Origin of the sequence: Aquimarina rhabdastrellae (assembly GCA_947387485.1) — a bacterium.
Classification (GTDB): Bacteria; Bacteroidota; Bacteroidia; order Flavobacteriales; family Flavobacteriaceae; genus Aquimarina.
In genome coordinates this window covers 248191-275107 of the sequence record CANDNT010000002.1, presented here as the reverse complement: position 1 = coordinate 275107, position 26917 = coordinate 248191, and the positions used below count along the sequence as shown (strand labels likewise).

At 29.6% G+C, this 26917-nt stretch carries 20 protein-coding genes and 1 tRNA gene; 8 read left to right on the top strand and 13 right to left on the bottom strand.

Features of this window, described 5'->3' with window-relative positions; genetic code table 11:
• The first annotated feature begins 133 nt into the window (after nt 1-133).
• Together gltX and ACYEKI_RS05830 are read left to right on the top strand one after the other, a co-directional pair.
• Nucleotides 134-1645, top strand: a complete 1512-nt coding sequence (gene gltX / locus ACYEKI_RS05835; RefSeq protein ID WP_459210231.1) for a glutamate--tRNA ligase — start codon at nt 134-136, stop codon at nt 1643-1645.
• A gap of 189 nt (nt 1646-1834) precedes the next feature.
• A complete protein-coding gene (locus tag ACYEKI_RS05830) occupies nt 1835-2776 on the top strand; it encodes an SPFH domain-containing protein (protein ID WP_459210230.1) in 942 nt (313 codons plus the stop codon).
• Between the two features lie 709 nt (nt 2777-3485).
• Here the strand turns inward: ACYEKI_RS05830 and ACYEKI_RS05825 are convergent.
• A complete protein-coding gene (locus tag ACYEKI_RS05825; protein ID WP_459210229.1) occupies nt 3486-5555 on the bottom strand; it encodes a glutamine--tRNA ligase/YqeY domain fusion protein in 2070 nt (689 codons plus the stop codon).
• A gap of 266 nt (nt 5556-5821) precedes the next feature.
• Here ACYEKI_RS05825 and ACYEKI_RS05820 point away from each other — a divergent pair, with 266 nt between their 5' ends.
• From ACYEKI_RS05820 to ACYEKI_RS05810, 3 genes are all read left to right on the top strand, one after another.
• Nucleotides 5822-5977 (top strand): hypothetical protein, encoded by a 156-nt coding sequence (locus ACYEKI_RS05820; RefSeq protein ID WP_459210228.1) that lies wholly within the window; start codon nt 5822-5824, stop codon nt 5975-5977.
• Between the two features lie 50 nt (nt 5978-6027).
• A complete protein-coding gene (folB, locus tag ACYEKI_RS05815) occupies nt 6028-6384 on the top strand; it encodes a dihydroneopterin aldolase (RefSeq protein ID WP_459210227.1) in 357 nt (118 codons plus the stop codon).
• Between the two features lie 67 nt (nt 6385-6451).
• Nucleotides 6452-6522 (top strand) — tRNA-Cys (locus ACYEKI_RS05810).
• Nucleotides 6523-6626: 104 nt separating this feature from the next.
• On the opposite strand, the gene ACYEKI_RS05805 is transcribed toward ACYEKI_RS05810, so the two are convergent.
• The 3 genes from ACYEKI_RS05805 to rnr form a co-directional block, all read right to left on the bottom strand.
• Entirely contained in the window at nt 6627-7310 is a 684-nt protein-coding gene (locus ACYEKI_RS05805; protein WP_459210226.1) for a LysE family translocator, read from the bottom strand.
• Nucleotides 7311-7350: 40 nt separating this feature from the next.
• On the bottom strand, nt 7351-8025 hold the full coding sequence (locus ACYEKI_RS05800; RefSeq protein WP_459210225.1) for a head GIN domain-containing protein: 675 nt from the start codon (nt 8023-8025) through the stop codon (nt 7351-7353).
• A 106-nt stretch (nt 8026-8131) separates the two neighbouring features.
• Complete coding sequence (gene rnr, locus ACYEKI_RS05795) at nt 8132-10330, bottom strand: ribonuclease R (protein ID WP_459210224.1); 2199 nt, start codon at nt 10328-10330, stop codon at nt 8132-8134.
• Between the two features lie 460 nt (nt 10331-10790).
• On the opposite strand from rnr, the gene ACYEKI_RS05790 reads away from it, so the two are divergent.
• The 3 genes from ACYEKI_RS05790 to ACYEKI_RS05780 all read left to right on the top strand — a co-directional run bounded on the left by ACYEKI_RS05790 (nt 10791) and on the right by ACYEKI_RS05780 (nt 12789).
• Nucleotides 10791-11030, top strand: a complete 240-nt coding sequence (locus tag ACYEKI_RS05790; RefSeq protein WP_459210223.1) for a putative signal transducing protein — start codon at nt 10791-10793, stop codon at nt 11028-11030.
• Between the two features lie 644 nt (nt 11031-11674).
• Nucleotides 11675-12106: a ribose 5-phosphate isomerase B gene (rpiB, locus tag ACYEKI_RS05785; RefSeq protein ID WP_459210222.1), complete on the top strand. Its 432-nt coding sequence runs from the start codon at nt 11675-11677 to the stop codon at nt 12104-12106.
• Between the two features lie 233 nt (nt 12107-12339).
• Nucleotides 12340-12789: a GNAT family N-acetyltransferase gene (locus ACYEKI_RS05780; RefSeq protein ID WP_459210221.1), complete on the top strand. Its 450-nt coding sequence runs from the start codon at nt 12340-12342 to the stop codon at nt 12787-12789.
• Nucleotides 12790-12865: 76 nt separating this feature from the next.
• Here ACYEKI_RS05780 and ACYEKI_RS05775 read toward each other — a convergent pair whose 3' ends face one another.
• From ACYEKI_RS05775 to ACYEKI_RS05735, 9 genes are all read right to left on the bottom strand, one after another.
• Nucleotides 12866-14503 carry a S41 family peptidase gene (locus ACYEKI_RS05775; protein WP_459210220.1) on the bottom strand — a complete coding sequence of 546 codons (1638 nt, stop codon included), beginning with the start codon at nt 14501-14503 and terminating at the stop codon, nt 12866-12868.
• Entirely contained in the window at nt 14500-14883 is a 384-nt protein-coding gene (gene rnpA, locus ACYEKI_RS05770) for a ribonuclease P protein component (protein WP_459210219.1), read from the bottom strand. Before rnpA ends, ACYEKI_RS05775 begins: the two co-directional genes overlap by 4 nt.
• A 103-nt stretch (nt 14884-14986) precedes the next feature.
• Nucleotides 14987-17728 carry a T9SS type A sorting domain-containing protein gene (locus tag ACYEKI_RS05765; RefSeq protein WP_459210218.1) on the bottom strand — a complete coding sequence of 914 codons (2742 nt, stop codon included), beginning with the start codon at nt 17726-17728 and terminating at the stop codon, nt 14987-14989.
• 94 nt (nt 17729-17822) lie between these two features.
• Nucleotides 17823-19649: a M1 family metallopeptidase gene (locus ACYEKI_RS05760; protein WP_459210217.1), complete on the bottom strand. Its 1827-nt coding sequence runs from the start codon at nt 19647-19649 to the stop codon at nt 17823-17825.
• An 84-nt stretch (nt 19650-19733) separates the two neighbouring features.
• Nucleotides 19734-21404, bottom strand: coding sequence for a S8 family peptidase (locus ACYEKI_RS05755; protein WP_459210216.1), 1671 nt, complete (start codon nt 21402-21404; stop codon nt 19734-19736).
• A 16-nt stretch (nt 21405-21420) separates the two neighbouring features.
• Nucleotides 21421-22284, bottom strand: coding sequence for an MBL fold metallo-hydrolase (locus tag ACYEKI_RS05750; protein WP_459210215.1), 864 nt, complete (start codon nt 22282-22284; stop codon nt 21421-21423).
• A gap of 229 nt (nt 22285-22513) precedes the next feature.
• Nucleotides 22514-24760: a SulP family inorganic anion transporter gene (locus ACYEKI_RS05745; protein ID WP_459210214.1), complete on the bottom strand. Its 2247-nt coding sequence runs from the start codon at nt 24758-24760 to the stop codon at nt 22514-22516.
• 4 nt (nt 24761-24764) lie between these two features.
• A complete protein-coding gene (locus ACYEKI_RS05740; protein WP_459210213.1) occupies nt 24765-25622 on the bottom strand; it encodes a universal stress protein in 858 nt (285 codons plus the stop codon).
• A 184-nt stretch (nt 25623-25806) separates the two neighbouring features.
• A complete protein-coding gene (locus ACYEKI_RS05735; protein ID WP_459210212.1) occupies nt 25807-26859 on the bottom strand; it encodes an endonuclease/exonuclease/phosphatase family protein in 1053 nt (350 codons plus the stop codon).
• Between the last annotated feature and the right edge of the window lie 58 nt (nt 26860-26917).

The following is a 26917-nucleotide window of genomic DNA, read 5'->3' as shown; positions in this document are numbered from 1 at the left end:
TTATAATTTTCTTAATTCTACTTCAAAAAACTTTCTCTTTTTATCTTTTAACCATTAAAAACTAATGATAGATAAGATTATCTTTGCTCCTAATTTTGAATTTAAATTGTAAAGCGTCATAAAAAAATATAGTATGTCGAAAGCTGTTAGAGTGCGATTTGCACCTAGTCCTACAGGACCATTACATATAGGTGGTGTGAGAACTGCTTTATTTAATTATTTGTTTGCCAAGAAACACGGTGGAACTTTTATATTAAGAATTGAAGATACAGATCAAAACCGTTATGTTTCTGGTGCAGAAGATTACATTAAAGAATCATTAGAATGGTGTACAATTCCTTATGACGAAGGTCCTGGAAAAGAAGGTGATTTTGGTCCTTATCGTCAAAGTGAAAGAAAACATTTATATAAAGAATTTGCAGAACAATTAATTAAAAGTGGTGATGCTTATTATGCTTTTGATACTGCAGAACAATTAAGTGCTTTAAGAACTGAAGCCGAAAGTAAAAAGGAAACTTTTATCTATAATCATACTACTCGTATGAATTTAGAAAACTCTTTGACTTTGTCTGAAGAAGAAGTTCAAAAAAGAATTGACAATGGTGATAATTATTCTATCAGATTTAAAATTCCTTTAAACGAATCATTAGCTCTTGAAGATGAAATAAGAGGTCAAATGAAAATAGATACCAACTTATTAGATGATAAAGTATTATTTAAAAGTGATGGTATGCCAACATATCATTTGGCAAATATTGTTGATGATCATTTAATGGAAATCACTCACGTTATCCGTGGTGAAGAATGGTTACCTTCTTTGGCTCTTCATGTTCTTTTATATAGAGCTCTTGGTTGGGAAGCTCCAATTTTTGCTCACCTCCCATTAATTCTTAAACCTGTAGGTAAAGGTAAACTAAGTAAAAGAGATGGTGATAAATTAGGATTTCCAGTATTTCCATTAGAATGGAAAGATCCTAAATCTGGAGAAATATCTAGTGGTTATAAAGAAGATGGTTATTTACCTGAAGCTGTTGTTAACATGTTAGCCTTTTTAGGATGGAATCCAGGAACTGATCAAGAATTATTTTTAATGAATGATCTTATTCAAGCTTTTAATCTAAAACGTGTAAATAAGTCTGGAGCTAAATTTGATCCTGAAAAAACTAAATGGTTTCAACAACAATACCTACAACAATTAAGTCAAGAAGAATTAACTATAACATTTAAAAATATACTTAAAGAAAATTCAATAGAAACTTCTTTGGATATTTCAACTATAGCTTCTTTGATCAAAGAGAGAGCTGTTTTTCCAAAAGATCTATGGAATCTAAGTTCATACTTTTTCATTGCACCAACATCTTATGATACAAAGGCAGCAAAAAAAGCTTGGAAAGAAGACACTCCTACTCTAATCACTGAACTAGTTTCTGTTATAAAAAATATAGAAGATTTTTCTACTGACAATGTAACTACCATTATAAAAGAATGGATTACAAGTAAAGAAATTGGTTTTGGAAAAGTAATGATGCCTCTTCGTTTATCATTGGTAGGTTCATTACAAGGTCCAGATGTTTATCAAATAGCAGCTATTCTTGGTAAAGATGAAACAATTAAACGTTTAGAAAATAGTTTGAATACTTTGTAATCATTACTATTTTATCGATATAAAAAGCATTGCTCAATAAAGGGTAATGCTTTTTTTGTAACAAAACTTCAAATTTTACTACACATAATTAAAGTACTTCAAAAAATAAATTAAGCTTTCACTTTAACTTCTTAATTCAATTTGTACTTTTAATAAAAAATCAATCAACATTAATTTAAAAAAATAATTATGAGTTTTTACACTATACCTTTAATCATTCTCGGAATCTTAATGATTTTCTCTGGGATATTCACAGTTAAGCAACAAACTTCTGCTATTATAGAACGTTTTGGAAAATTCTCAAGTATTCGTAATTCTGGATTACAAATTAAAATTCCAATTTTTGATAGAATAGCAGGTCGTATGAATTTAAGAATACAGCAGCTTGATGTTATAGTTGAGACTAAAACAAAAGATGATGTATTTGTGAGATTAAAAATATCTGTACAGTACCAAGTTATCAAAACCAAAGTATATGAAGCTTTCTATAAATTAGAAAATCCACATGATCAAATTACTTCATATGTTTTTGACGTTGTTCGTGCCGAAGTTCCTAAAATGAAATTGGATGATGTCTTTGAGCGTAAGGATGATATCGCAATCGCTGTAAAAGGTGAATTAAATGAAGCTATGGTTGAATATGGTTATGACATTATAAAAACACTTGTTACAGATATAGATCCTGATCTACAAGTAAAAGAAGCTATGAACAGAATTAATGCTGCAGAGCGTGAAAAAGTTGCTGCAGAATATGAAGCTGAAGCTGAACGAATTAAGATAGTTGCAAAAGCAAAGGCCGAAGCTGAAAGTAAACGTTTACAAGGTCAAGGTATTGCTGATCAAAGAAGAGAGATTGCACGTGGTCTTGAAGAAAGTGTAGATGTACTGAACAATGTAGGTATTAATTCTCAAGAAGCTTCAGCCCTAATTGTAGTAACTCAACATTATGATACTTTACAATCTATAGGTGAAGAGACAAATAGTAATTTAATTTTATTACCTAATTCTCCTCAAGCCGGAAGTGATATGCTTAACAATATGGTTGCTTCTTTTACTGCTTCTAACCAAATCGGTGAAGCCATGAAAAAGCAAAGTTCTATAAAGAAGAAAAAAGATGATCTAGATTCTTAATTTCAAAATTATTCAAAAAAAGCCCATCTATGAGATGGGCTTTTTTTATATAGCGATATCTTATTACTTAACAAAAAATCATCATTATTTTTTATATTTTATTTTAAAAAGTAAAAAAACTAATTTAAATACTATTTAAAGCTACTTTGTACAGTAAACAATACAATTACATTTCTCTTTTTTTTTAAAGCCTTATATAGTTTATTTTTAGCTCTTTTTTGATAAATAAAAGTTATCATTAAATACTAATAAATAATTTTTAATGATGTAAACAAAATAATTGAAATAAATGCTTTTAATACATTATCTAAATCTAAAATAATAATTACTACAGGTAAGTTTTTAAATTTCTTTAAATCGCTTAATTTTAATCAACTTTTAATCAAAATATACTATAACAGATAAAATATTCATAATTAAAATCAATATTAAGTAAAAATCAAAAATTAATACATTTTAAGCTTATTAAATTATAATAACATATAAATACATCAACCTATTTTTTAAACACTCTAATAAGGCTTTATATCGATTCAATATTAATAATAAAAAACTATAATAATAATTAAACAATAATTTATAATTATACATATATTCAGTAATTTATTATTATGAAAATAATTATTAACATAAAATATAATTATCATTAATAATGGATCAAAAAAAAACCAGAGATGACTCTGGTTTTATAAACTTAATAAAAAAGTGTTTATATCTTTTCTTTAAACTTTTCTTGAAGTGATTTATTTTTTGAGATAAGATTAATAGTTTCATTTTTTAACAACTCGTTTTTGTCATCAAGTCCTAAAGTAATATAATCTAATATTGCGTTATTAACTTCTATATTATTTTTGTTAATAAGTACATCAAGAGCTAACATAATAGCTATTCTAGTACCAACTTTTTTAATTGCCGTACCAAAATGTTTTTCAACATCTTCATAAGAAACATCTTCAGCAGCTATCAAAATTTTCGATTTTAAAGCTTCTCTTTTAGCATCTGGTAAATTTGTATACTTCTTACCAGACTTTAGTATTTCGTTAATTTTAGGCGCCTCATTTTGAGTTTTAGGCTTATTTACTGGCTTATTCTCAGCAGTTGGTTTAGATTTTTTAGTCCAACCATCTTTTAATCCAACAGTTTTATTAAATACTAACTTATCAACAGTACTGTCAATATCTACATTAAAATATCCTAAACGTTGAAATTGAAATTGTTCATAAGTCTTAGCCTCTTTTAAACTAGGCTCAACGTAACCAGTAATTGTTTTTAATGATTCTGGATTTACAAAATCCATAAATGTTTTGTCCTTATGACCATCTGGTGCTTCATCTATAAACAAACGATCATATACTCTAATTTCTGCAGGAATTGCATGTGCTATAGAAACCCAATGCAATGTTCCTTTTACATTACGTTTTGAAGCTTCGGTTCCACTACCCGACTTACTATCAGCATCATATGTACAGTGAATCTCTATTATGTTTCCTTGATCATCTTTTACTACACTTTCTCCTTTGATGATATACGCATTTTTAAGACGTACTTCTTTACCTAAAGTAAGTCTAAAATATTTACGGTTAGCTTCTTCTTTAAAGTCTTCTCTTTCTATGTATAATTCTCTAGAAAAAGGAACTTCTCTAGTTCCTGCATTAGGATCTTCTGGATTATTTTCTGCAATTAAATATTCAGTTTCACCTTCAGGATAATTAGTAATAACCAATTTAACAGGATCCAAAACTCCCATTACACGAGTTGCTATCTTATTTAAATCTTCGCGTACACAAAACTCTAATAAAGAAACATCTATAACATTTTCTCTTTTGGCTACTCCTACAGTTTCAACAAATTTCCTAATTGAATTAGGTGTGTAACCTCTTCTTCTTAAACCAGATATTGTAGGCATTCTAGGATCATCCCAACCTGTTACTATACCTTCATTTACTAATTGGAGTAACTTACGTTTACTCATGATGGTATAACTAAGGTTTAAACGTGCAAATTCTCGCTGTTTAGGCTTTAATTTAGTAGAATCATATACTTGTTCCAAAAACCATTCATAAAGCTCTCTATGAGGCTTAAATTCAAGCGAACATAATGAATGTGATATTTGCTCTATATAATCACTCTCACCATGAGTCCAGTCATACATAGGATAGATACACCAATCACTTCCTGTTCTATGATGATCCTTCTTTAATATACGATACATAAGTGGATCACGCATTAACATATTAGGGCTAGACATGTCAATTTTTGCTCTCACTACATGTGCTCCTTCATCAAATTCTCCAGCTTTCATTCTCCTGAATAAATCCAGGTTTTCTTCTACACTTCTATCTCTATACGGACTATTAGTTCCTACTTCTGTAGGTGTTCCTTTTTGTTCTGCGATAGCTTCGGCAGACTGAGAATCTACATAAGCTTTATTATTTTTTATTAAAATTTCAGTCCAATCATATAACTGTTGAAAATAATCTGAAGAATAACATTCTTTATCCCATTGGTATCCTAACCAGCTAATATCTTGTTTAATAGCATCAACATATTCTTGTTCTTCTTTTGCAGGATTAGTATCATCAAACCTTAAATTTACAGGTGCATCATACTTTAATCCTAATCCAAAACTTATCCCAATAGCTTTAGTATGCCCTATGTGTAAATATCCATTAGGTTCTGGTGGAAATCTAAATCGTAACGCATCATTAGACATCCCATCCTTTAAATCATCTTCTATTATGTGCTCAATAAAATTAAGCGATTTTTTTTCTTCTGTCATAAGTATCTGAAATATGAAACAAAAATACTAAAAATTGCTACTCTAAAAGATACAATACTTGTAAACTGAATCGATTTTATATGAAATTTATTCTGTTCATTTTATAAATTTTATGCTACTTAATATTCTTTGTTCATAATTGTTAAATTCTATACAATCTTAAAACCCCTTTATATCATATTAAAAAACAATAAATTATAATCATAATGTAAGTTTTTACATTCTAAAACGATTAATTATAAATAAAAACTATAAAAGATCACATTATGATAAGTAATACAAAAAAAAGAAACCATACACACTCTACAAATAGTTATGTTGCAAGAACTTATACTGCAAAAAAATACACTACAGATAATTGTCCAAATTGTTGGGGAGAACAAGAATATGATGGACTGTATACAACACCATCAAAACAGTAGTTTAAATAGTATTACCTACTAGATATTAACTATGTTTGTAAAAAAAACAAGTGGGAATAATTAAGTTACAAAATATCAAGGTATATGCTTATCACGGTTGCCTTGTTGAAGAAAAGAAAATAGGTTCTGATTATAGAGTTGATTTAACTATAAAGGCAGATTTAACAACATCTGCAGCATCTGATCAATTATCTGATACCGTAGATTATGTTCATCTTAACCATATTGTTAAAGAAGAAATGGCTATTGCATCAAAATTATTAGAGCATGTTGCAGAACGCATATTGATGAGAATACTAAAAGAATTGCCTATGGTGAAGAAAGCAACAGTAAATGTTTCAAAAATTAATCCTCCTATAGGTGGTAATGTTGAGATGGTTACAATACAAAAATCAAAAAAACGATAATTTTATTGCCAATCTATTTTTTTGTAATGGTAAAATTTTATTACATTTGCGAACCAATAACGAATTGGGTGTCGTGGCCGAGTGGCTAGGCAGTGGTCTGCAACACCATCTACAGCGGTTCGAATCCGCTCGACACCTCAAAAAACCTTTATCAAATATGATGAAGGTTTTTTCTTTTTATATAGAAATGAGATTTATTGCATAAACAAAAAACGCTATCAAATTTGATAGCGTTTTTTGTTTTATTTCTTTCGTTCTATATTAATCTTATCTATTCCTTTTTGAATGTCTAATTTATCTTTTGGTAAAAATCCTTTTATCATCATGACGACTCCACAAATAAGTAGAATAAATCCTAACAGTTTCTTTAATTTGAATATTCTTCTAGGCGTTAATTTTCTTTTTAGTTGCTTTGCTAAAACTATTTTTAATAAATCTGTAGCAAAATACATCCCTATTGTAGCACCAAAAAATAAAAATAAACGATTAGGATCGTTGTCCAAAGTAGGCCCAACAATAATAATTACTCCTAACCAAAATACTAAAACTCCTATATTGATAAAGTTAAGTAGAAAACCTTTTATAAATAATCCTAAGTAGTTGTTCTTTTTAACTTTTAATCGTTCTGGATCTAGCATCTCTCTTGTTGGTTTCTTGAGATAAGTCACTAAACCATAAATAATTAAAATTGCACCTCCAAAAACATATAATCCAGGTTCATTACTTAGATTTTCTAATAATTGAAAACTACTTAAATAAGCAATTGCTATAAATATTATATCGGCAACTATTACTCCTAAATCAAAAGAAATAGCAGCTCTTACACCTTTAATAGCAGCGGTTTCTAATAACACAAAAAAAACCGGTCCAATCAAAAAAGCTAAAAAGAAACCTAAAGGAATTGCAGCCTGAATGTCTTGTAGCATAAGGAAGTTCTAAATTTCTTACAAAGTTAGAAAATACTAATTAGTTTACCTCTATTATTTTACCTCCTAATACCTTTTTACTATCAATTTGTCTAGGATTACCATAGATTCTTATAGTTCCTCCGGCATTGGTATTTGCTTTTACATATTTTGAAGCATTAACACTACCTCTACCTCCTGCACTAATTTTAATTAAACTATTAACTGTCGTTAAATCTTGACCTTGATATTCTCCTCCAGCTTTAATTGTAATTTCTTGTTCTTTACTCTCTCCAAAAGTTTCAATATATCCTCCTGTAACAGCTCTACCTATAAAGCTATTAGCTTTTACTCCAGCATATATTTTACCTCCTTCTTGTGCTTTAAAAACTATAGTTTCATTTTCTATAGTTTCTTCTGTTTTTACAACAGCTCCTTCATTTACATCTATAATTTCTAAATATGTATAATACACTGTAACTTGAGTATTATTATTATCCCATAAATTATTTAAAGCCATTTTGATTTTTAGCTTTCCATTTTTTTGAACTACATCTATCTTTTCTCTATAAATACCTGATATTTCTACTTTATTAACATTGGATTTTACCAGCGTTAATTGGATCTTATCAAAGACTTTTAATTCATTAAATCTACTTACTTTTTTTTCTATAACTTCTTGAGCCGAAGCATTTATTCCTATACATAAAAGGAAAATATACATTAAGTTTTTCATTGTATACATTTTATAATTTCATGTTCTTTTTAAATAAAAAAAACCTACTTTGTTAATAAGTTAGGTTTTTTAGTGGTTGTCGTAAATAACGTATTTTTAATAACGTTTATTCTATTTCATCTCGTGTACCTAACAATGTAAAATCAAGATGTCTTTTTATTAAATCTGCGTTTTTCACTTTAACATACACTTCGTCTCCTAATTGGTATGTCTTTTTTGAATGTTTACCCACTGCTGCATACAGTTCTTCATCAAAAACATAAACATCATCATTCATATCTTTTAAACGTACCATCCCTTCACATTTATTAGCGATTATTTCTACATAAATTCCCCATTCTGTTACTCCAGAAATCACTCCTAGAAATGCTTCATCTTGATGATCTTGCATAAAACGAATTTGCATAAACTTGATAGAATCTCGTTCTGCATTAGCAGCCAAATGCTCCATTTCGCTACTGTGTTTACATTTTTCTTCAAATTCTTCTTCGCTTGCAGATTTACCTCCATCTAGATAATGTTGTAACAAACGATGTGCCATTACATCTGGATAACGACGAATAGGTGATGTAAAATGTGAATAGTAATCAAAAGCTAATCCGTAATGCCCTATATTGTTTGTAGTATATTCTGCTTTACTCATACTACGTATCGCTAGGGTATCAACAAGATTTTGTTCTTTTTTACCTTGCACTTCATTTAAAAGCGAATTTAAAGACTGTGTAGTGCTTTTTCTATCCTTAAGGTTAAGTTTGTATCCAAAACGTCCTATTACGTTTTGTAATGCGGCTAATTTTTCGTCATTAGGCTCATCATGTATTCTATATACAAATGTCTTTTTAGGTTTTTGCTTTCCTATAAACTCAGAAACTTTTTTATTAGCCAGAAGCATAAATTCTTCGATCAATTTGTTGGCATCTTTTGATGTTTTAAAGAATACTCCTGTAGGATTGTTAACTTCGTCCAAATGGAATTTTACTTCTACTTTATCAAAAGAAATAGCCCCAGCTCCCATTCTTTTGGCTCTCATTAATTTGGCTAATTCATCTAACTTAAGAATAGCATCTGCTATATCTTGATCTGCTTTATATGTTTGCCCTGTTAATGAAATTTCTTCTGGAATAACATTCTCTTTAGTTTCAATAATATGCTGTGCTTCTTCATAAGCAAATCTAGCATCAGAATATGTTACAGTTCTCCCAAACCATTCGTTTATAATTTCTGCTTTATCATTCAATTCAAATACTGCAGAAAAAGTATATTTTTCTTCATGTGGTCTTAATGAACAAGCATTATTTGATAATACTTCTGGCAACATAGGTACTACTCTATCTACTAGATAAACAGATGTTGCTCTCTCATAAGCTTCGTCATCAAGTACAGTTCCTGGCTGCACATAATGTGATACATCTGCAATATGAATTCCTATTTCATAATGACCATTTTCTAAAACTTTAAATGATAATGCATCATCAAAATCTTTGGCATCTTTAGGATCAATCGTAAAGGTAAGCGTCTCACGCATATCTCTACGTTTTGCAATTTCAGATTCTTGTATACTCGTATCAAGCTCGTTAGCAAATCTTTCTACTGCTTCAGGAAATTCATATGGTAATCCATATTGAGCCAAAATAGCATGAATCTCTGTGTTGTGTTCTCCAGGTTTACCTAAAACTCTAATTACTTTACCAAAAGGTGAATCTGCTTTTTCTGGCCAATCTGCTAATTTTACTAAAACTTTATCACCATGTTCTGCTTCATTTATCTTATTCTTTGGAATAAAAATATCAGTATACATTCTTCCATCAGGTACATTTACAAAAGCATAATTCTTTTGTATATCTATAACACCTATAAATTCTGTTCTCTTTCGTTCGATTATTTTGGTAATCTCACCTTCACTTCTTCCATTGCGTTTTCTACGATATACATAAATTTCTACTTCGTCTCCATCTAAAGCTTTATTTAAAGCATTATTAGGTATGTATACATCGTTTTCAAGATCTTCTACTATAACATACCCGGCTCCTTTAGAAGTTATTTCTAAAACACCTGTATATGTATTTATATTAGGGATAATCTTAAATTTTCCTCTATCTACTTCTTCTATTTGTTTTTTTGAAGCTAGAATAGCAAGTTTTTTAATGATTTGATTACGACTACTCGCATCATTCACATTAAATTTTGCTGCTATTTGTTTATAATTAAATGATTTTGAAGGTTCTGCTTTTAATATTTTGAGTATTCCTTGGGCAACATTTTCAATTTTTCCTGACTTTTTTCTTCTTTTACTCTTTCTTTTCATTAATCTCTCTTAAAATAATACGTTATAAAATTACGTTTAATCTACCAACATTTATAATATTAAGATTAAACTTTTGTTAATCCATTAACTGCATTTTTAATGGATTACATTTTAATTTACTGATAATAAGCTGTATCAATTATACATTTTAAAGATATAACATTATCGTTATTTCTTAATATTTTCTTAATTTTAACATTATAAAACTCAAATCACAATACTATTTGTGTTTATTTATTATGCTAAAACTTAAAAGAATACATAAAATCATATTCCTTTTTATACTAATTTTTATATTAGGAATATATTCTTTATCAGTATATATAGACAATAGCATAAATCAAATGGACGAAGTCTATACTCCTGTTTCTCCCCAAACAGATTCTAAAGATATTAACAATTAGAATTTATTACGATTCCTTATCTTTATAAAACAACAATTTTTTATATAAAAACTTAGATGAAGGATTCTGTAATCATAGCAACTTTCACATATTCACACGAATACACCGTTATAAAGCTTCTTTTGGAACAAGCAAAAATCACTTATTTTTTCGAAAATGAAACCATGATAGGTGTATTTCCATTCTATTCTCAAGCTATAGGAGGCATCAACCTAAGAGTCCACCCGGCCGACGAAAAACGCGCAAAGCAAATCCTCGAAGAATTCAAAAACAATCCTCACCTCAGAATAGTCTGACTCAAAACAAAAGTTCAATTCAAATCTTCTCTTATTCAAAATTTCTTTTTAATTCTTCTTATTAACATATATAACTATTAATATTCTTTCTTTTTCTTTTTTTAAAAAATTAAATAGTGATTATTATAGTGTGTTAATAAGTGGAATAACTTTTTTGAATTTTATTTGTTTTTGAAGTTAGCTTGTGTTATCCCCACGTAATTAACAACGATATTTGATACTAAATAGCTGATTTTATAGGGATATTAAAAAATAATCAACAGTTATTAACAGTTGTTAACAATGAGAGTTCACGAGTTATTTTTAATTCTTTTTTTTGAAAAGCATAGTTGATAACTGTAAAACTATGTTTAAAAAGTCTCCAAGAAAAAAAGAATAACTAAATAGGTTTTATGAAAAAAATTACGCTATTCGAATTCTGTATATAAAATGCAAATTTTTTTGTTCGATTTTAACTACAAATTATTCACAATGGATATTAACATGAGTTAGGGAGTTATGAACAATAATTGTGATATTGCTAAAATATTGATGTTTTGATCTTTAGTTATTTCTAGATTGAAGTATCTTTGTGTATATCGTAGAGATAATTTTAAAAGTTTATATAAGTGTATGTTGATACACTCTTAAAATCCATTAATTAAATGAAAATTGCCATAGGAAATGATCACGCAGGCACAGCTTATAAGCTTGCGATTGTTGAATTTTTAAAATCTGAAGGGATAGATGTTAATAACTACGGAACTGATCATACTGATAGTGTAGATTATCCAGATTTTGTACATCCAGTTGCAAAAGATGTTGATACTAATACAGTTGATTATGGAATTTTGATTTGTGGTAGTGGAAACGGTGTTTCTATGACTGCTAATAAGTATAAAAATGTAAGAGCAGGACTATGTTGGACCAAGGAAATAGTATCTTTAACAAGACAACATAATGATGCTAATATATTAAGTATTCCTGCACGTTTTACTTCATTACCTCAAGCTATAGAAATGGTTAAAACATTTTTAAATACAGAATTTGAAGGAGGACGCCATTTAAATAGAGTCAAAAAAATAACAATGTGTTAATAACTATATAAACTATTGAAATATAGTTGTATATACTGTTAATTATAGGATAAAAAAGCTAAGATGTTTGTTTTACAATCAAATATCTTAGCTTTTTTGTTTATTAATGATTGAGTAAGACATAATACAATGGTGTTAATAATGTTAATAAGTGTGTAGAAGTTAAAATAGATTGCACATATTTGCTTCTATAGTAGCGGTTTGATAATTCGCTTAATGATATTTAGAAAGGAATGATACAATTTGAAGTAAAAAAATTTGAAGATATTAATAGTATTGAATTATATGATATACTGAGATTACGAGCAGAAGTTTTTGTAGTGGAGCAAGATTGTGTATATCAGGATATTGATGGTAAAGATAATAATGCTTTACATATAATAGGGAGAAAGAATGGAAAGGTTATAGCTTATTCTAGAATATTTAATAGTGGTGATTATTTTGATTTACCAAGTATTGGGCGTGTAGTTGTTGATAAAGAAGAACGACAACATGGATATGGACATGATTTAATTAAAGCAAGCATTAAAGCTGTTGATAAGTGGTTTAATAAAGGTAAAATCAAGATATCAGCACAGTTATACCTTAAAAAATTCTATGAATCACATGGTTTCATTATGAAGGGGGAAGAATACTTAGAAGATGGTATACCACATATTGGTATGATTAGAGATAGTAATTAACAATAGTGTTAATAAGTTGATAATAGTATAAAAAAAGCCGATTTTTAATTAAAATCGGCTTTCTTACTTTATTTTATTATGGAGTTGTTAATATCTTTTGGTATTGTTTAGTATCATTAAGAACCTCTTGAGCTTTAGCTATTTCTGGATTATTTTTAATATAATATTGATACAAACCTTCTCTATAAAAATAGCGTTTTATGATCTCATCTGTTAATAAACTTTGGATTTCACTTTTACTATCATTTAAAGCTTCATCTTTTGCTTTATCTATAGCTGTTAACAATGTATTGTATTGATTTTGAATAATGACATCAAATTTCTCCTCTTTTGCTGCTTCTAATGTCTTTTTTAATGCTTTATCGGTCTTTGTATTATATTCAAAGTTTTGAGCCTTTAAATAAGCTTTAAAATCATTAAAATCATTAGAGGTGAATTTGAATTGTAAAGGATCTTTTAAAGAATGTTTATAATAATAAGCAGTAGCATAATCAAAAATAGCATCTGCTTTAAGCAAAGCTGTAGTAATACCACTATATTTTGAAGAGGCTAACTCAATATCTGGTTGAATTCCTCCTCCATCATAGACAGTACGTCCATTTTTTGTTTTAAAAGCTTTGTAATCTTGAGATTGAGTACGAGTTGCATTATTGTTTTCATCTCTATTCCAGTAATCTAGAGATTGTATACAACGCCCACTAGGTGTATAATATCTTGATATAGTTATTTTTAATTGTGTACCATAAGTTAAGTTTTTTGGTCTTTGAACTAATCCTTTCCCAAAACTTCTAGCACCTATTACTACACCTCTATCAAGATCTTGAATACTTCCTGAAACAATTTCACTAGCAGAAGCACTTCTACCATTAACAAGTACTACTAAAGGGATATCAAGATCAATAGCAGGTTTTTTTGTATAATATTCTTTATTATATTTTTTAATAACAGATTTTGTAGTAGTTATTAATTGTCCTTTAGGAACAAAGATATTAGTGACATTAATGGCTTCACTAAGTAAACCACCTGGATTACCTCTTAAATCTAATATTATTTTAGTAGCACCTTTACTTTTTAAATCTTGTAAAGCACTTATAGTTTCAGAAGAGGCTTTCTGATTAAACTTATTTAATATAATATAACCTGTATTGTCGTCTAATAAGGTAAAAAATGGAACAGCTTTGACTTCAATTTCTTCTCTAGTAATGGTAGTATTATGTTGTTTACCTTGACGTTTATAAATGATATCTATTTTTGAATTTGGAGCTCCTTTTAGAAGTTCACCAGCGTCATCTTTAAAATCAATTACGTTGATATCTCCAATTTTAATAATTTCATCTCCTGCTTTTAATCCGGCTTTATCTGCAGGATAACCTTTGTAAGGTTCTATAATTATGATTTTATCTTTGATTGTTTTTACAATAGCTCCAATACCTGTATATTCACCAGAATTGCGTATTCTAGCAGCTTCTACATCCTGTTCATTCCAATATTTTGTATATGGATCAAGGTCATCAAGCATAGATTTGATTGCAGTATCCATAAGTTCTGCAGGATTGGTTTCATCTACATAATTCATGTTTAATTCTTTAAATAATGTAGTGAAAATTTCTATTTGCTTTGCTATTTCAAAAAAATCAGATTTGATAGTAAAACTAGCAGTAGTTAAAAAAAGAACTACAACTACTGTTAACAGAGATAATCTTTTCTTTATCATGATAAGGGTTTGATTTCTTGTTCAATAAATTTTTCGATGAGTTTTTTCATCTTTATGTTTATGGTTGTAAAATCTTTTAAATCTTTCCCCACATATAAAAACATAAAAATAAATTTACGGTCGGTAGCATCTTGTACAAGATACTTATTTTTTCTGTAGGCTTCTCTTAAAAATCTTTTAATATGGTTGCGATCAACGGCTTTTTTAAAGTTTCGTTTACTTACAGAAACAGCGATTTGTATAGGAAAAGATGATTCTTGGTCGAGTTCTCTATATACTAATCGTATAGGATATTTTGCTGTTGATTTTCCTTCAGAAAATAAGGAATCAATTAACTTTTTACTTTTTAATTTTTCTTCTTTGCCTAATCTTTCATTCATAATAGGTAAAAGTAGTAATATGAAATGTAGAAGAATGAATTTTAAGCATAAAAAAAACCGATTATGTATCATAATCGGTTTTTGATCTCATGAAAATGAGAAATTATATTTTGATAAACTTAGATGTTTTAGTTCTATTAGAAGAAGCTAATTGTAAGAAATAAACACCATTAGTTAAATCTTGAACATTAACTTTCTTATCACTAGATAAAGTTCCACGTTTAACAACTTTACCAGTTAAGTCTACTACTGAGTAGTCTAAATCTCCTTCAACAAAAGATGATTCTAAAGAAATATTTAATTCTGATGAAGTTGGATTAGGATACATAGTTATAGCATTATCAGAAGCAGCATCAAATTCGTCTACAGATAGAGGTCTAACTGTAGCCATATACATTCCATTACCGTGAGTACCAATTAATAATTGATTATCTGCTGGTCTATAAGCTAGAGATCTAGCAACAGCAAAACCAATTTGATCTGGTGATTCAATAACCCAATCATTAGATGTTGGATCTATAGAACTATATAATCCTCTCGCTGTACCAACAAAATAACGAGTTTCACCATTAACTTCTGTAATAGCTGCGGCTCTTATTGAGAATGAAGCTAAGTTTCTTTCAACTTCAGTCCAAGTTGGATTAGCACTTGTAGCATTTGTTGTAACAAAAATATTTCTTACAGAACTTCCATAACTAGAATACGTAACCATAACAATATCACGGTTATTAGGATGAACAGCTATACCACTTACATTAGCACCATTTGTAGCACCAGAAGGAGTAATATTTACAGCATTAGAAATATTAAATTTGTTTTGAGGATCATCTAATCTAAATAAGTTACCTCGATTTCCTCCTATTAATAAGTAACTTGTTGATGTATCATAATCTCCCCACGAAGTTGCCATAGTTGATATAAGCTCGTTATTAGCTAAAGCTCCTATATCTAACCATGAATTAGATGTTACATTACTAGCATCTGTAGTATATATTAAATTACCTCTACCAGCATAATAAAGAGCATTATTATTACTAGGATCTAGATAGAAGTAAGTAACAAACTCACTTGAAGAACCAGCTGGAGTTATTATTTGTCCATTAGGACAATCTCTACGAATTCTTCCAAATTGTGAACCAAAAAAGAAAGGTATACAACTATTATCTCTAGAAATAGCAACAGCAACACCATCACCACCTCCTACACTACTCATTGAAGTTAAATCAGGTCGTCCAAAGTTTGTACCACCAGCGACAGTACCATTATCTTGAGCTCCCCCAATAACAGTATCTGATCCTGCTTGAGGGTCAATAGCTACATGATAAAATTGATATGTTTGATAATCATTATTTAAACTAGTCCAGGCTACAGTACCTGCATCTACATCATCTGTTCTATGAACACCTCCATCGGTACCACTAAAAAGTCTATTAGGATTATTAGGATCAAAAACTAATGCATGAATATCAGGATGGTGATCATCTCCACCACCACGATTATATAACCCATAAGAACTATTATTTATATAACCACCTATACGAGTAAACATAGGATCTGTGGTTATATCCTCTATTTTATAAACATTTGTACCACCTATAACAACAAAATTTTCATTATCAGGTTTAACAGAAACAATCATATCATAACCACCTTGAACAGATATAGGATCATTACCAGATAAGTTTCCACCTGCTTCATCTGGCATTTTACTAGAATAATTGGTCCAAGTATCTGTAGCATCATTCCATTGCCATAGCCCTGCTTGAATTACTTGAACAGCTTGACTAGGATCATTAGCTGTATGCATAAAAGAATATACTATATTTTCATTAGAAGGTGCTATAGCAATTACGTTTCTACTAATAGCTCCAAAACCAGGAGAAGTATTAGAACCTATTCTAGTCCAAGAACTAGGGCCATTAGGATTATCAGACCTCCATACACCTTCTAAAGAAGCATTTGCACGAGCTGAAATTGATACATAGGTTATACCTGTACTTGTAATAGCTACATCTGAAAATTGCGTACTACTAGTAAGGTCAAATTCTTGAATCCAACTTGTACCATTAAATCTATAAACACCACCAAAAGTAGCTGCTATAAGTTCACCAGAAATGGGATGAACTACTAATTTGTGAACAAAATCAAAAACAGAATCATTACCTGCTTCTTGTTGTGATGCAGTAGTAGGCATTTGAGTCCATGTTAAACCATTATCTGTAGATTGCCATATACCTTGACCATTATATGAAGCTCCACTAGCTCCTGCACTATTTCCAGCGAATTCACCAGTTCCATAATACCAAATATTTTCAGATCCTGCTCTTGGATCTTGAACTATTGTTGTTACATTGTGAATTTCTTGATTAGAAGAAACTTTAGTCCATTTAGCACCACCATCAGTAGTTCTAAAAACACCACTACTAACACCACCAGATATCATTGTATTTCCAGTAGCATCAGATTTATCAATAACAACTGATCTTGTTCTTCCTCCTAAGTTAGAAGGTCCTCTAGAAATATAATCATTATTACTAGCATTAGTAGAGCTATTTTTTTGAGATTCTTTTAAATTTTTAGCCATTAATAGCTCTTTTTCTACTTCAGCTTTAGGAATTACGCCAGAAATTGGATCTTTTTGGAGTTCAAACTCATATTTCAGTCTTTCTTCTACATGTAATCTGCGATCTTCTAAAGTTTTCTTTTTTTTCTTTTTTTTCTCTTGTTTTGTAGCTATTTTTTTTACAGCTACATCTTGAGTTTGTGTATTACTATCGAAATAGTAAGTACCGACTGCTAGAAGAGACAGTACGGAAAGGGGGATAAGTAATTTTCTTCTTCTCATTTTTATATATAATTACACTATAAATCAATACAAATAATTCAGTAAAATTAATAAACTATTTTTTAATAAGTTAAGAATTTAACATATTAAGAGATTATTTGTTTATAAAGTTGTTATTATTTTTGTTAATATCAGCCATTTTATTCTTTGGATCTATAATTATTTTTTGTATTAAGTCTTTAGTCTTACTGATAGAAAATGAATATTCAGGATGAGCCCAATCCCAATCTTTTAGGATAGTTCTTTTTGTATTTTTTGAATCACTAGGTTTCTCTCCACGCATCATTCTTAAAGGGATGTAGTACAATTCTTTTGTACCATCTGTGTATTCTATTAAGAGATCAATAGGCATAGGCATAAGACCATTACGTTGTAAAGTTATTGTAGTATCATCGTTTATAGTTTCAACTGAAGTTATTTCGTAATCAATAACATTAGTAGTTTGAGTCCAATCTGTTAAATACCAATCTAATTGTAATTGAGAAACTTTTTCTGCTATTCTCTTAAAATCATTAGGAGTAGGATGTTTAAATTTCCATTCCTGATAATATCTTTTTAATGTTTTTGCTAAATTTTCTTCCCCTATAATATATCCTAATTGAGCAAGAAATACTTGACCTTTAGAATATGCAGCAGCTCCATAAGCACCATTTCTAGCATAGCGATCTGCATGTGTTGATTGTGGTTGTTCTATACCTGACGTTGCTAATCGGACATAGCTTTTAAAGGCTCCAGCATTAGGATTTTTTGATTGCATAACTTTACTCATAGCTTTATTAGAAATATAGCTAGTAAAACCTTCATCCATCCACTCGTGTTTAGATTCATTTGTAGCTAGAATATGTTGAAACCAAGCATGAGCCATTTCATGTGAGGTTACACCTACTAAGCTACCAAAACTTCTATGTCCTGTAATTAATGTACACATAGCATACTCCATACCTCCATCACCTCCTTGAATTACTGAGTATTGCTTATATGGATAAGGTCCTATATGCTTACTAAAATACTGTATTAATTCTACAGATTTAGGTTGTAATTTTTTCCAATTTTCAATAATCTCAGGAGTATTTTTATATAAGAAATGTAATGTTGGTCCATTAGGAACTTGAATAGTATCATGAAGATATTCAGGGTCAGCAGCCCATGTAAAGTCATGTACATTAGGAGCTATAAAATGCCATGATAATTTTTTTCCTTTTCGTTTTACTTTTGTGCCTTCAGTTTCATATCCGTATCCTATTTCATTAGGATTTTGTAAGTAACCTGATCCACCTAGAATATAGTTTTTGTCAATATTAATGGTAACATCAAAATTACCCCATACACCATGAAATTCACGACCTATATATGGATCAGCATGCCAACCTTCAAAATCATATTCTGCAATTTTAGGATACCATTGTGTCATTGATAAAGCAACTCCTTCTTTATTATTACGACCAGAACGACGAATTTGTTGAGGTACTTGACCATCAAATTTCATTTTAAAAGTAACTTGTTCGCCCGGAAGAATAGGTTTGTTTAATTGTACTTCAAGAACAGTACCTTCTGTATGATATTTTAATGTTTTCCCATTTTGTTTTAATGAACTAACTTTTATGTATCCAATTTCGTCTGGACTAAGTTTACTAATGCGATCTTTTACACGAGGATCTGGATCTGCAATAGAACGAGAGCGTATATCCATTTCGCTATTAGGTTGAAAAGCATTAAAAAATAAATGATAAAATACTTGATGTAAGGTATCTGGAGAATTGTTTGTATACACTAATTCTTGATTTCCTTTGTATTGATAGGTTTTAACATCCATATCAATATCCATTGTATAATCAACTTTTTGCTGCCAATAAGAAGTATTGTTTTGAGCTGAAACAAGTTGAGCTCCTATTAAGGAAATAATTAATAAAAATCGCTTCATGATATTAATTTTTAAATAAACACATAAGCTCATTTAACAGATTTAAATGAGCTTATGTAAAAGATATATAATGTTATTTATAAGCTATTTAGATATTTTATCGGCTAATATCATAGCATTATAAAGGTTTACCATTTTACCAGATGTTGATAAGTCTGTAAATTTCCCAGTATGAGAAGTATCTCCACCTATGACTACAGTTGCTGTAGATGTTAAACCACTATCCATAATAATTTTCTTTACTTGTGCAGCAGAAAGTTTAGGATAGTGAGATCTAATTAAAGCAGCTACACCAGCTACACCAGGAGCTGCCATAGAAGTACCTTGTAGGTAGCTATAGGTATTAGATGGTGTTGTAGCATATATTTTTACTCCAGGAGCAAAAACATCTACTTGATGTTTTCCATAATTAGAGAAACTAGCTACTAAGTCTGATCCGTACTTATAGTTAAGTGCACCAACAGTTAAGAAGGTATCCGAAATTTCGTTAGTATTATCTGTTTGATCATTAGGATATACTTGAGTACTATCTAAGTCAGAAGAATCATTACCTGCTGCATTCACAATTAAAACATCTTTTTCTGCAGCATATTTGATTGCATCATAAACCCATTCTGGATGTGTTGAATAGTATTTACCAAAACTTGTATTGATTACTTTTGCACCGTTGTCTACTGCATAGCGAATAGACAAAGCTATATCTTTATCATATTCATCTCCATCTGGAACGGCTCTTAATGTCATTATTTTTACATTATTAGCAACTCCCTTACCTCCTAGTTTATTTTTTCTGTTTGCAGCAATAATTCCAGCTACGTGAGTACCGTGTTTCGTACTTTCGCGATCAGGTCCCATAACATTATTATCACCATAAGTTTTATCTGAAAAATCATCTGGATTATCTCCTAAAACTGCTCTGTAATTTGAATCCAAATTTAAATTACCATTAAGTGAACCAGCAAAATGATCAATACCTTCTTTAAGATCTTTGATAATATCAGGTATACCTTGTCCTGGATCTACATAAGAAAACATTTGAGTAAGTCCAGCAATATTTTGTTTCATTCCTTCTGTAGAAGGTTTTAGAGCTAATAATTCTTCTTTGGTATAGTTTTCTTTACCTAGAGCAGCAGAAACATCTTTATGAGCAGCAGAAACTTGTTGTAAAATAAGTTCGTATCTATTTTTATTTTGCAAGGCTTCATTATACTCTTTTTCATACTCTGCAGCAGCCTTTTGATATAATGCAAATTCTTTTTGATCTTCTGCACTTACCATAGAAGCATCTTTACCTTCGTATTTAGGTTTTAATTGCTTTAAAATACGTACAAACTCTAAGTTTTCAGTAACAATATCACCTAGAAAATTCCAACCATAGATATCATCGATATATCCATTGTTATCATCATCTTTACCATTACCTTTGATTTCGTTTTTGTTTGTCCAGATTGAACCTTTTAAATCTTCATGTTCTACATCTACACCACTATCTATAACAGCAACAATAACAGATTGTCCTTTTTTATTTTTAATGAGTTCATTATAAGCTTTATCAACACTCATTCCAGGAATAGTATCTTTTATAAGATCAAGAGCATTCCAGTGTTTTAGTTGAGTATCTGATAAAGATGCTGTTTTAAGAGGAACATTATCTATGTTTTCTATTGGAGTAGAAATTATTTTTGGAGCACCACAACTTGCTAAAATTAAAGAAGATGCAAGTGTAAAAATAGATGCTTTATGTTTTGTATTCATTTGTAAGTTATAATATTTATAAAGTAAATAATTCGTTAAATGTAAAAGTATCTTTAAGACGGACACCTTTTTCTGTATGTTGCACAGTAATTACATGATTATGTGCATCGTGTTCTAAGAATAGATACCAATTGTTACCTGCAGCTTGATCAAGAAAACGCTTTTTTTCGTCAAGAGTTAATAAAGGTCTAGTATCATATCCCATAACATATGGTAAAGGGACATGACCTGCTGTAGGTAATAAATCGGCCATAAATACTAATGTTTTATCCTGATATTGAATATGAGGAATCATTTGTTTTTCTGTATGACCATCTGCAAAATGAATACCAAAACCTAATTCTGACGAAGATTGAAAATCATCTCCATTTCTTTCTATAAAATTGAGATGACCACTTTCTTGTATAGGTAAAATATTTTCTTTTAAAAAAGAAGCTTTTTCTCTAGCATTAGGTTCTGTAGCCCATTTCCAATGAGATTCATTACTCCATACTTTAGCATTTTTAAAAGTCATTTCATAACCAGTTCGAGTAGCATTCCATTGAACAACACCACCACAATGGTCAAAATGTAGATGAGTTACAAAAACATCTGTAATATCATCTCTATGAAAACCATATTGAGCTAAGGATTTGTCAATAGTATCATCTCCCCATAGCGAATAATAGCTGAAAAATTTGTCTGACTGCTTGTCTCCCATTCCAGAGTCAATTAAAATAAGTCTTTTTCCTTCTTCTATGAGCAGACACCTTGCAGCAATATCAATTTGATTATTTGCATCTGCAGGATTTGTTTTATTCCATAAAACTTTAGGAACTACTCCAAACATGGCACCACCATCCAACTTAAAGTTTCCTGCATTAATAGGATATAATTTCATGTATTTAAATAGGTTAAACTATGAAAAAAAAGTCTGAATATTAGTGATATTTAAATCGTTAACTTAGTGTCTAAGTAAAAATTAAAATATCACCTATTTATATCCTTGCAAAATAGGAAAAAAGCTAGGGATAAGTAATGTATTTGCATTCTTTTTAACAAACTATGAAGAGAATGTCTATAAAGGCTTTCTTTATTAACAAATGAAAACCTTTATAAACAAGTATATTTTAATATACCATAACAGGCTCAGTAATAGAACTAATTATTTTTTCTAAGCGCATACCATAATCTAGCATTTCTTTAATTTCTTTTGTACTAGCTTGACGCTCTTTTTTTAATAACAATAATTGATTACCGTTAGATTCTATGTGATAATAAGGATTACTCTCAAAGAATAAAACTAATTCTTTTGTGAAAAAATCTTGTATTTGTTTTTCGTTTTCTCCTAATAAGAAGAATCGCTTAGAAAAATCAGATGAGTTTTTTATGTTAATATCTTTAAAACCAGCAAACTTATAGATGAACTCTAATAAACCTTCTTTATCCAAAGTAAATTTCGGAATTTCAAATTTAAGATTAATATGCATTATGGTTGTTCTCACTACTTCTTTGGCAATAAATTCTCCTTCAGAAAAGAGTACATCAGTAATTTCATAGGTTTGATCAAAATCAGAAATAGTATTGTATTTAACATCAATTTTTTTAGTTCTGAAATAAACAAAATCATTTAAAAATGAAGTGTTTTCGTTTTTAGAAGGTGTATAATTCCATGAAAAATTTGAAGCGATATTTTTTAATTCTTCCTGACGTTTTGTTAGCGTTGATCTTCTCTTTAAAGACAAAACTTTATCAAAAGAAAAAACACTTTTAATTGCAAGTGGATGGGTAGATGATGTAGCATGTCGATCTAATCCAGTAATTTCAAAAGAGCCTCCTTTTCGTTTAAAAACTTCTTGATAATTTAATAAATTTTCTTGTACAGTATGATCTACAAAATCACACATAGAAAAATCTATGATAGCATCTTTATCCTCTGGAATAGCGTCTAATTTTTGCTTTAATTTGTTGAAATTAAGAAAGCTGGAGAAATTTTTTACACTTATAAAATAAGTACCATTTACCCCACTTTCTTTAAACATTAATACATTAGGTTTAAAGATATTACGTACAAAGAGCATTAGACTCTTGTTTAATATAACATGAATTAAAATAGTTGTTAAAATACCCGTTAAAATACCATTAATGAGATTTGAACTTATAGTACCTATGATAGTAGCAAAGAAAATAATGGACTGTTCCACTCCTATTTTTGCAATACTTTTTAAATTTTGAGGCGCTGCTAATTTATATCCTGTATAAACCAAAATTGCAGCAAGTGCAGTAAGCGGAATTCTACCTAATTGATCTTGAAATAATAAGACAAACAAAACTAAGAATATAGAATGAAAAAAGTTTGCAGATCGATTAGTACCTCCATTATTAACATTAACAGAACTACGAGCAATTACTGTTACAACATTTAGCCCTCCTAAGAAACCACTAACAATAGATGCTATACCTAATGCATTTAAATCTTTATTAACATTAGATCTCCTCTTTTTTGGATCTAGTTTATCAACAGCTTTAATACTCAATAACGATTCTATACTAGAAATTAAAGTAATAGCAATTACAACACCTATAAATTTTGAATCTAGAACCATCGAAAAATCAGGAAAAGGAAAACTAGATAAAGGATCTTCTGGAATGTTTACCAATAATTTTTTATCTATAGGATAGTCATTAACAGAGAAAAACTCGTAATAATAGCTTAATCCTACTGTTAAAACAACAATCCACATTGGTGCAGGAATTAATTGAAAATATTTATTGCGAATTTTTCCATAGAAAAACATGATTAAAAAACTAAAAATACCTATGATAGCAGCAATTATAATTCCTTGTTGATTGGTATGAAATAAATTGATAATACTACCTGGAATATCTAATAATAAAGAAATAGTATCTCCTTTTATTGATATATTGGCTAACATTACATGAAACTGCTTGGCTAAAATACCTAGACCTATGGCGGCTAGCATCCCTTGAATTGCCGATGACGGAAAGAAATCCCCTAGAATACCTAAGCGTAAGAGTCCAATAATAATTAATAAAACTCCAGAACAAATAATAGCGGCTAATGTGAATAAATACCCTTGATATAAATCACCATTTGCTAGTGTAGTAATTGCACCTAATAATACAATAACGAGTCCATTACCAGGACCAGTAATAGTAACATTAGAACCTCCTAAAATAGAAGCTACTATCCCTCCTGCTACAGCAGCTATGATACCGGATATAGGTGGAGCTTCAGAGGCGATAGCGAGGCCTAATCCTAAGGGTAAGGCTATTAATGAAACTACAAAACCAGAAAATATATTTTTGGGTAAATTCTGTATGAATTCTTCTAAATTGTTTTTTGACTTTACCATATAATTATCTTACAATTAACACATCTGTAGGAAGTTCAGAAAGAATATATTCTAAATCATGAGGGAAAATTCGATCCCATAACGAAGTTCTTTTTGGCGCATTCATGATCAATAAATCGGCACCTACTACCCTAGCATAATGACCAATAGAATATCCTCGTTTACCGAAAATAGATTGTGTTTTAATTGTTATATTATTTTTGAGTGTTTCAGGAATTTGTTTTAAAATATCTTGTACCCTAAGATCTTCTTTACGACTAAGTTGTTCTTTTCTCAAGAAATTTTTTCTTAAAGATTCATCATCTTGAACAGTAAAATGAACTTCTTGCTGAGAAATTTCTTCTACAACTGTTATTTTTTGAGTTCCTAAATTTTGAGCTACGCCAAAAGAAGTTGCAATAGTTTCTTCAGTTTTTTTATCTTTTAAACCATTAACAACAATGTGTTTACAAGGGACTGAATTTTCTGAAGGTTTTATCAAAAGTAAAACAGAACAAGATGCTTTACGCGTAATCTTTCTAGCAATTGATCCAACATAGAATTTAAAAAATTGTTCACGTTGTAGGGCTCCTAGCATGATTAAATCTACATGATTATCTTTTGCAGCATTAATGATAACATTAACAGGATCACCTTCTTGCCATATTGTAGTTACTTGTTCTTTATGATTAGGAAATCTAGAAAGTAAAGTGTCTATTTTATCTATTTTTTCTTTAGTTTTTACACCTACATGAACCAGAATTAACTGGGCATCAAAGAAATCAACCATCCTCATAGCTTCATAAATATTGTTCTTTAAATTAGGTGAAAATGCAATACCGATAAGAATGGTTTTAAATTTATGTTGTGGTAATAAACTCAATATAATTGAATATTAAATAATGATTAATACTATTAAAAAACTGTTATAAACTCAATTTAAGGGCGATAATATATTATTTTTTTTAAAAAAACTTAAAAAGGATATTAAAATTGTTATAAATACATAAAAAAATCCCTTTGTACTCATGCAGTACAAAGGGATCTAATCATATCGTTAAAATATATTAATTCTCTTTAATTAAGTAAATGTATACAGGGAAATGATCACTATATCCTCCTGTATATGATCCATTTGCAAAACTACGGAAAGGATATCCTTTGTAACGACCTCTAGGGTTTGAAAGATATGTCTTATTAAAAACTCCAGCTTGGTAGAATTTATAAGAAGTATAATCTTTGTCTAAAAGCCCTTTTGAGATAATAATTTGATCAAATAAATTCCAACTATCTCTATATGCTAAAGAGCCTATCCCCTTTTTAGCCATTTTTTCCATTGGATTATACAATCCTTTTAACCCTACTTTTTCTTTTTTTGCTTTTGCGCCTAAAACTTTCTTTACACTAGAATTAGAAGGATCATCATTAAGATCTCCCATTGTAATAATCTTAGCATAAGGATCTAAATTATGTAAAGAATCAATAATCTTTTTATTTAAAGCAGCAGCTTTTTCTCGCTTATAACGACTTCTAGCCTCTCCACCACTTCTTGATGGCCAGTGATTTACAATAACGTGAATTTTATCTCCGTCTAAAAAACCACTAACTAATAATTGATCTCTAGTATAAATACGTTTTGAAGCATCTCTATTATCATATATTAGTAATTCATGTTTACTTATATTAGTAGGTCTAAACAAAGACTTTTGATATAATAAAGCAACATCGATTCCTCTACGATCTGGAGAATCAAATTGTACGATTCCGTAATCTTTTGCTAATAAATTAGGCTGATTTACAAGATCTTCAAGAACTTTTCTATTTTCAATCTCAGCAACACCAAGTAATGCCGGAGCATTTTTGGTAACATCATGACCAATATCTGCAATTACTTTGGCCATTTTCTTCAATTTATCTTGATAAATTTCTTCTGTCCAATGATCTTTTCCATTAGGAGTCCTATCATCATCAAAAGTGACAGGATCATTTTGAGTATCAAATAGATTCTCTAAATTATAGAAAGCAATGGTATTTACTTTGTAAGTTTTCTTCCCTTGAGCCGTCATTGACGAATAAGAAAAAATAAAAAGCACTGATAATAAGATACTTATGTTTTTCATTTTAGTGTAAATAATATTAAATTAACGCTAAGTTTAACCCAAACTTTGCGCCAAAATT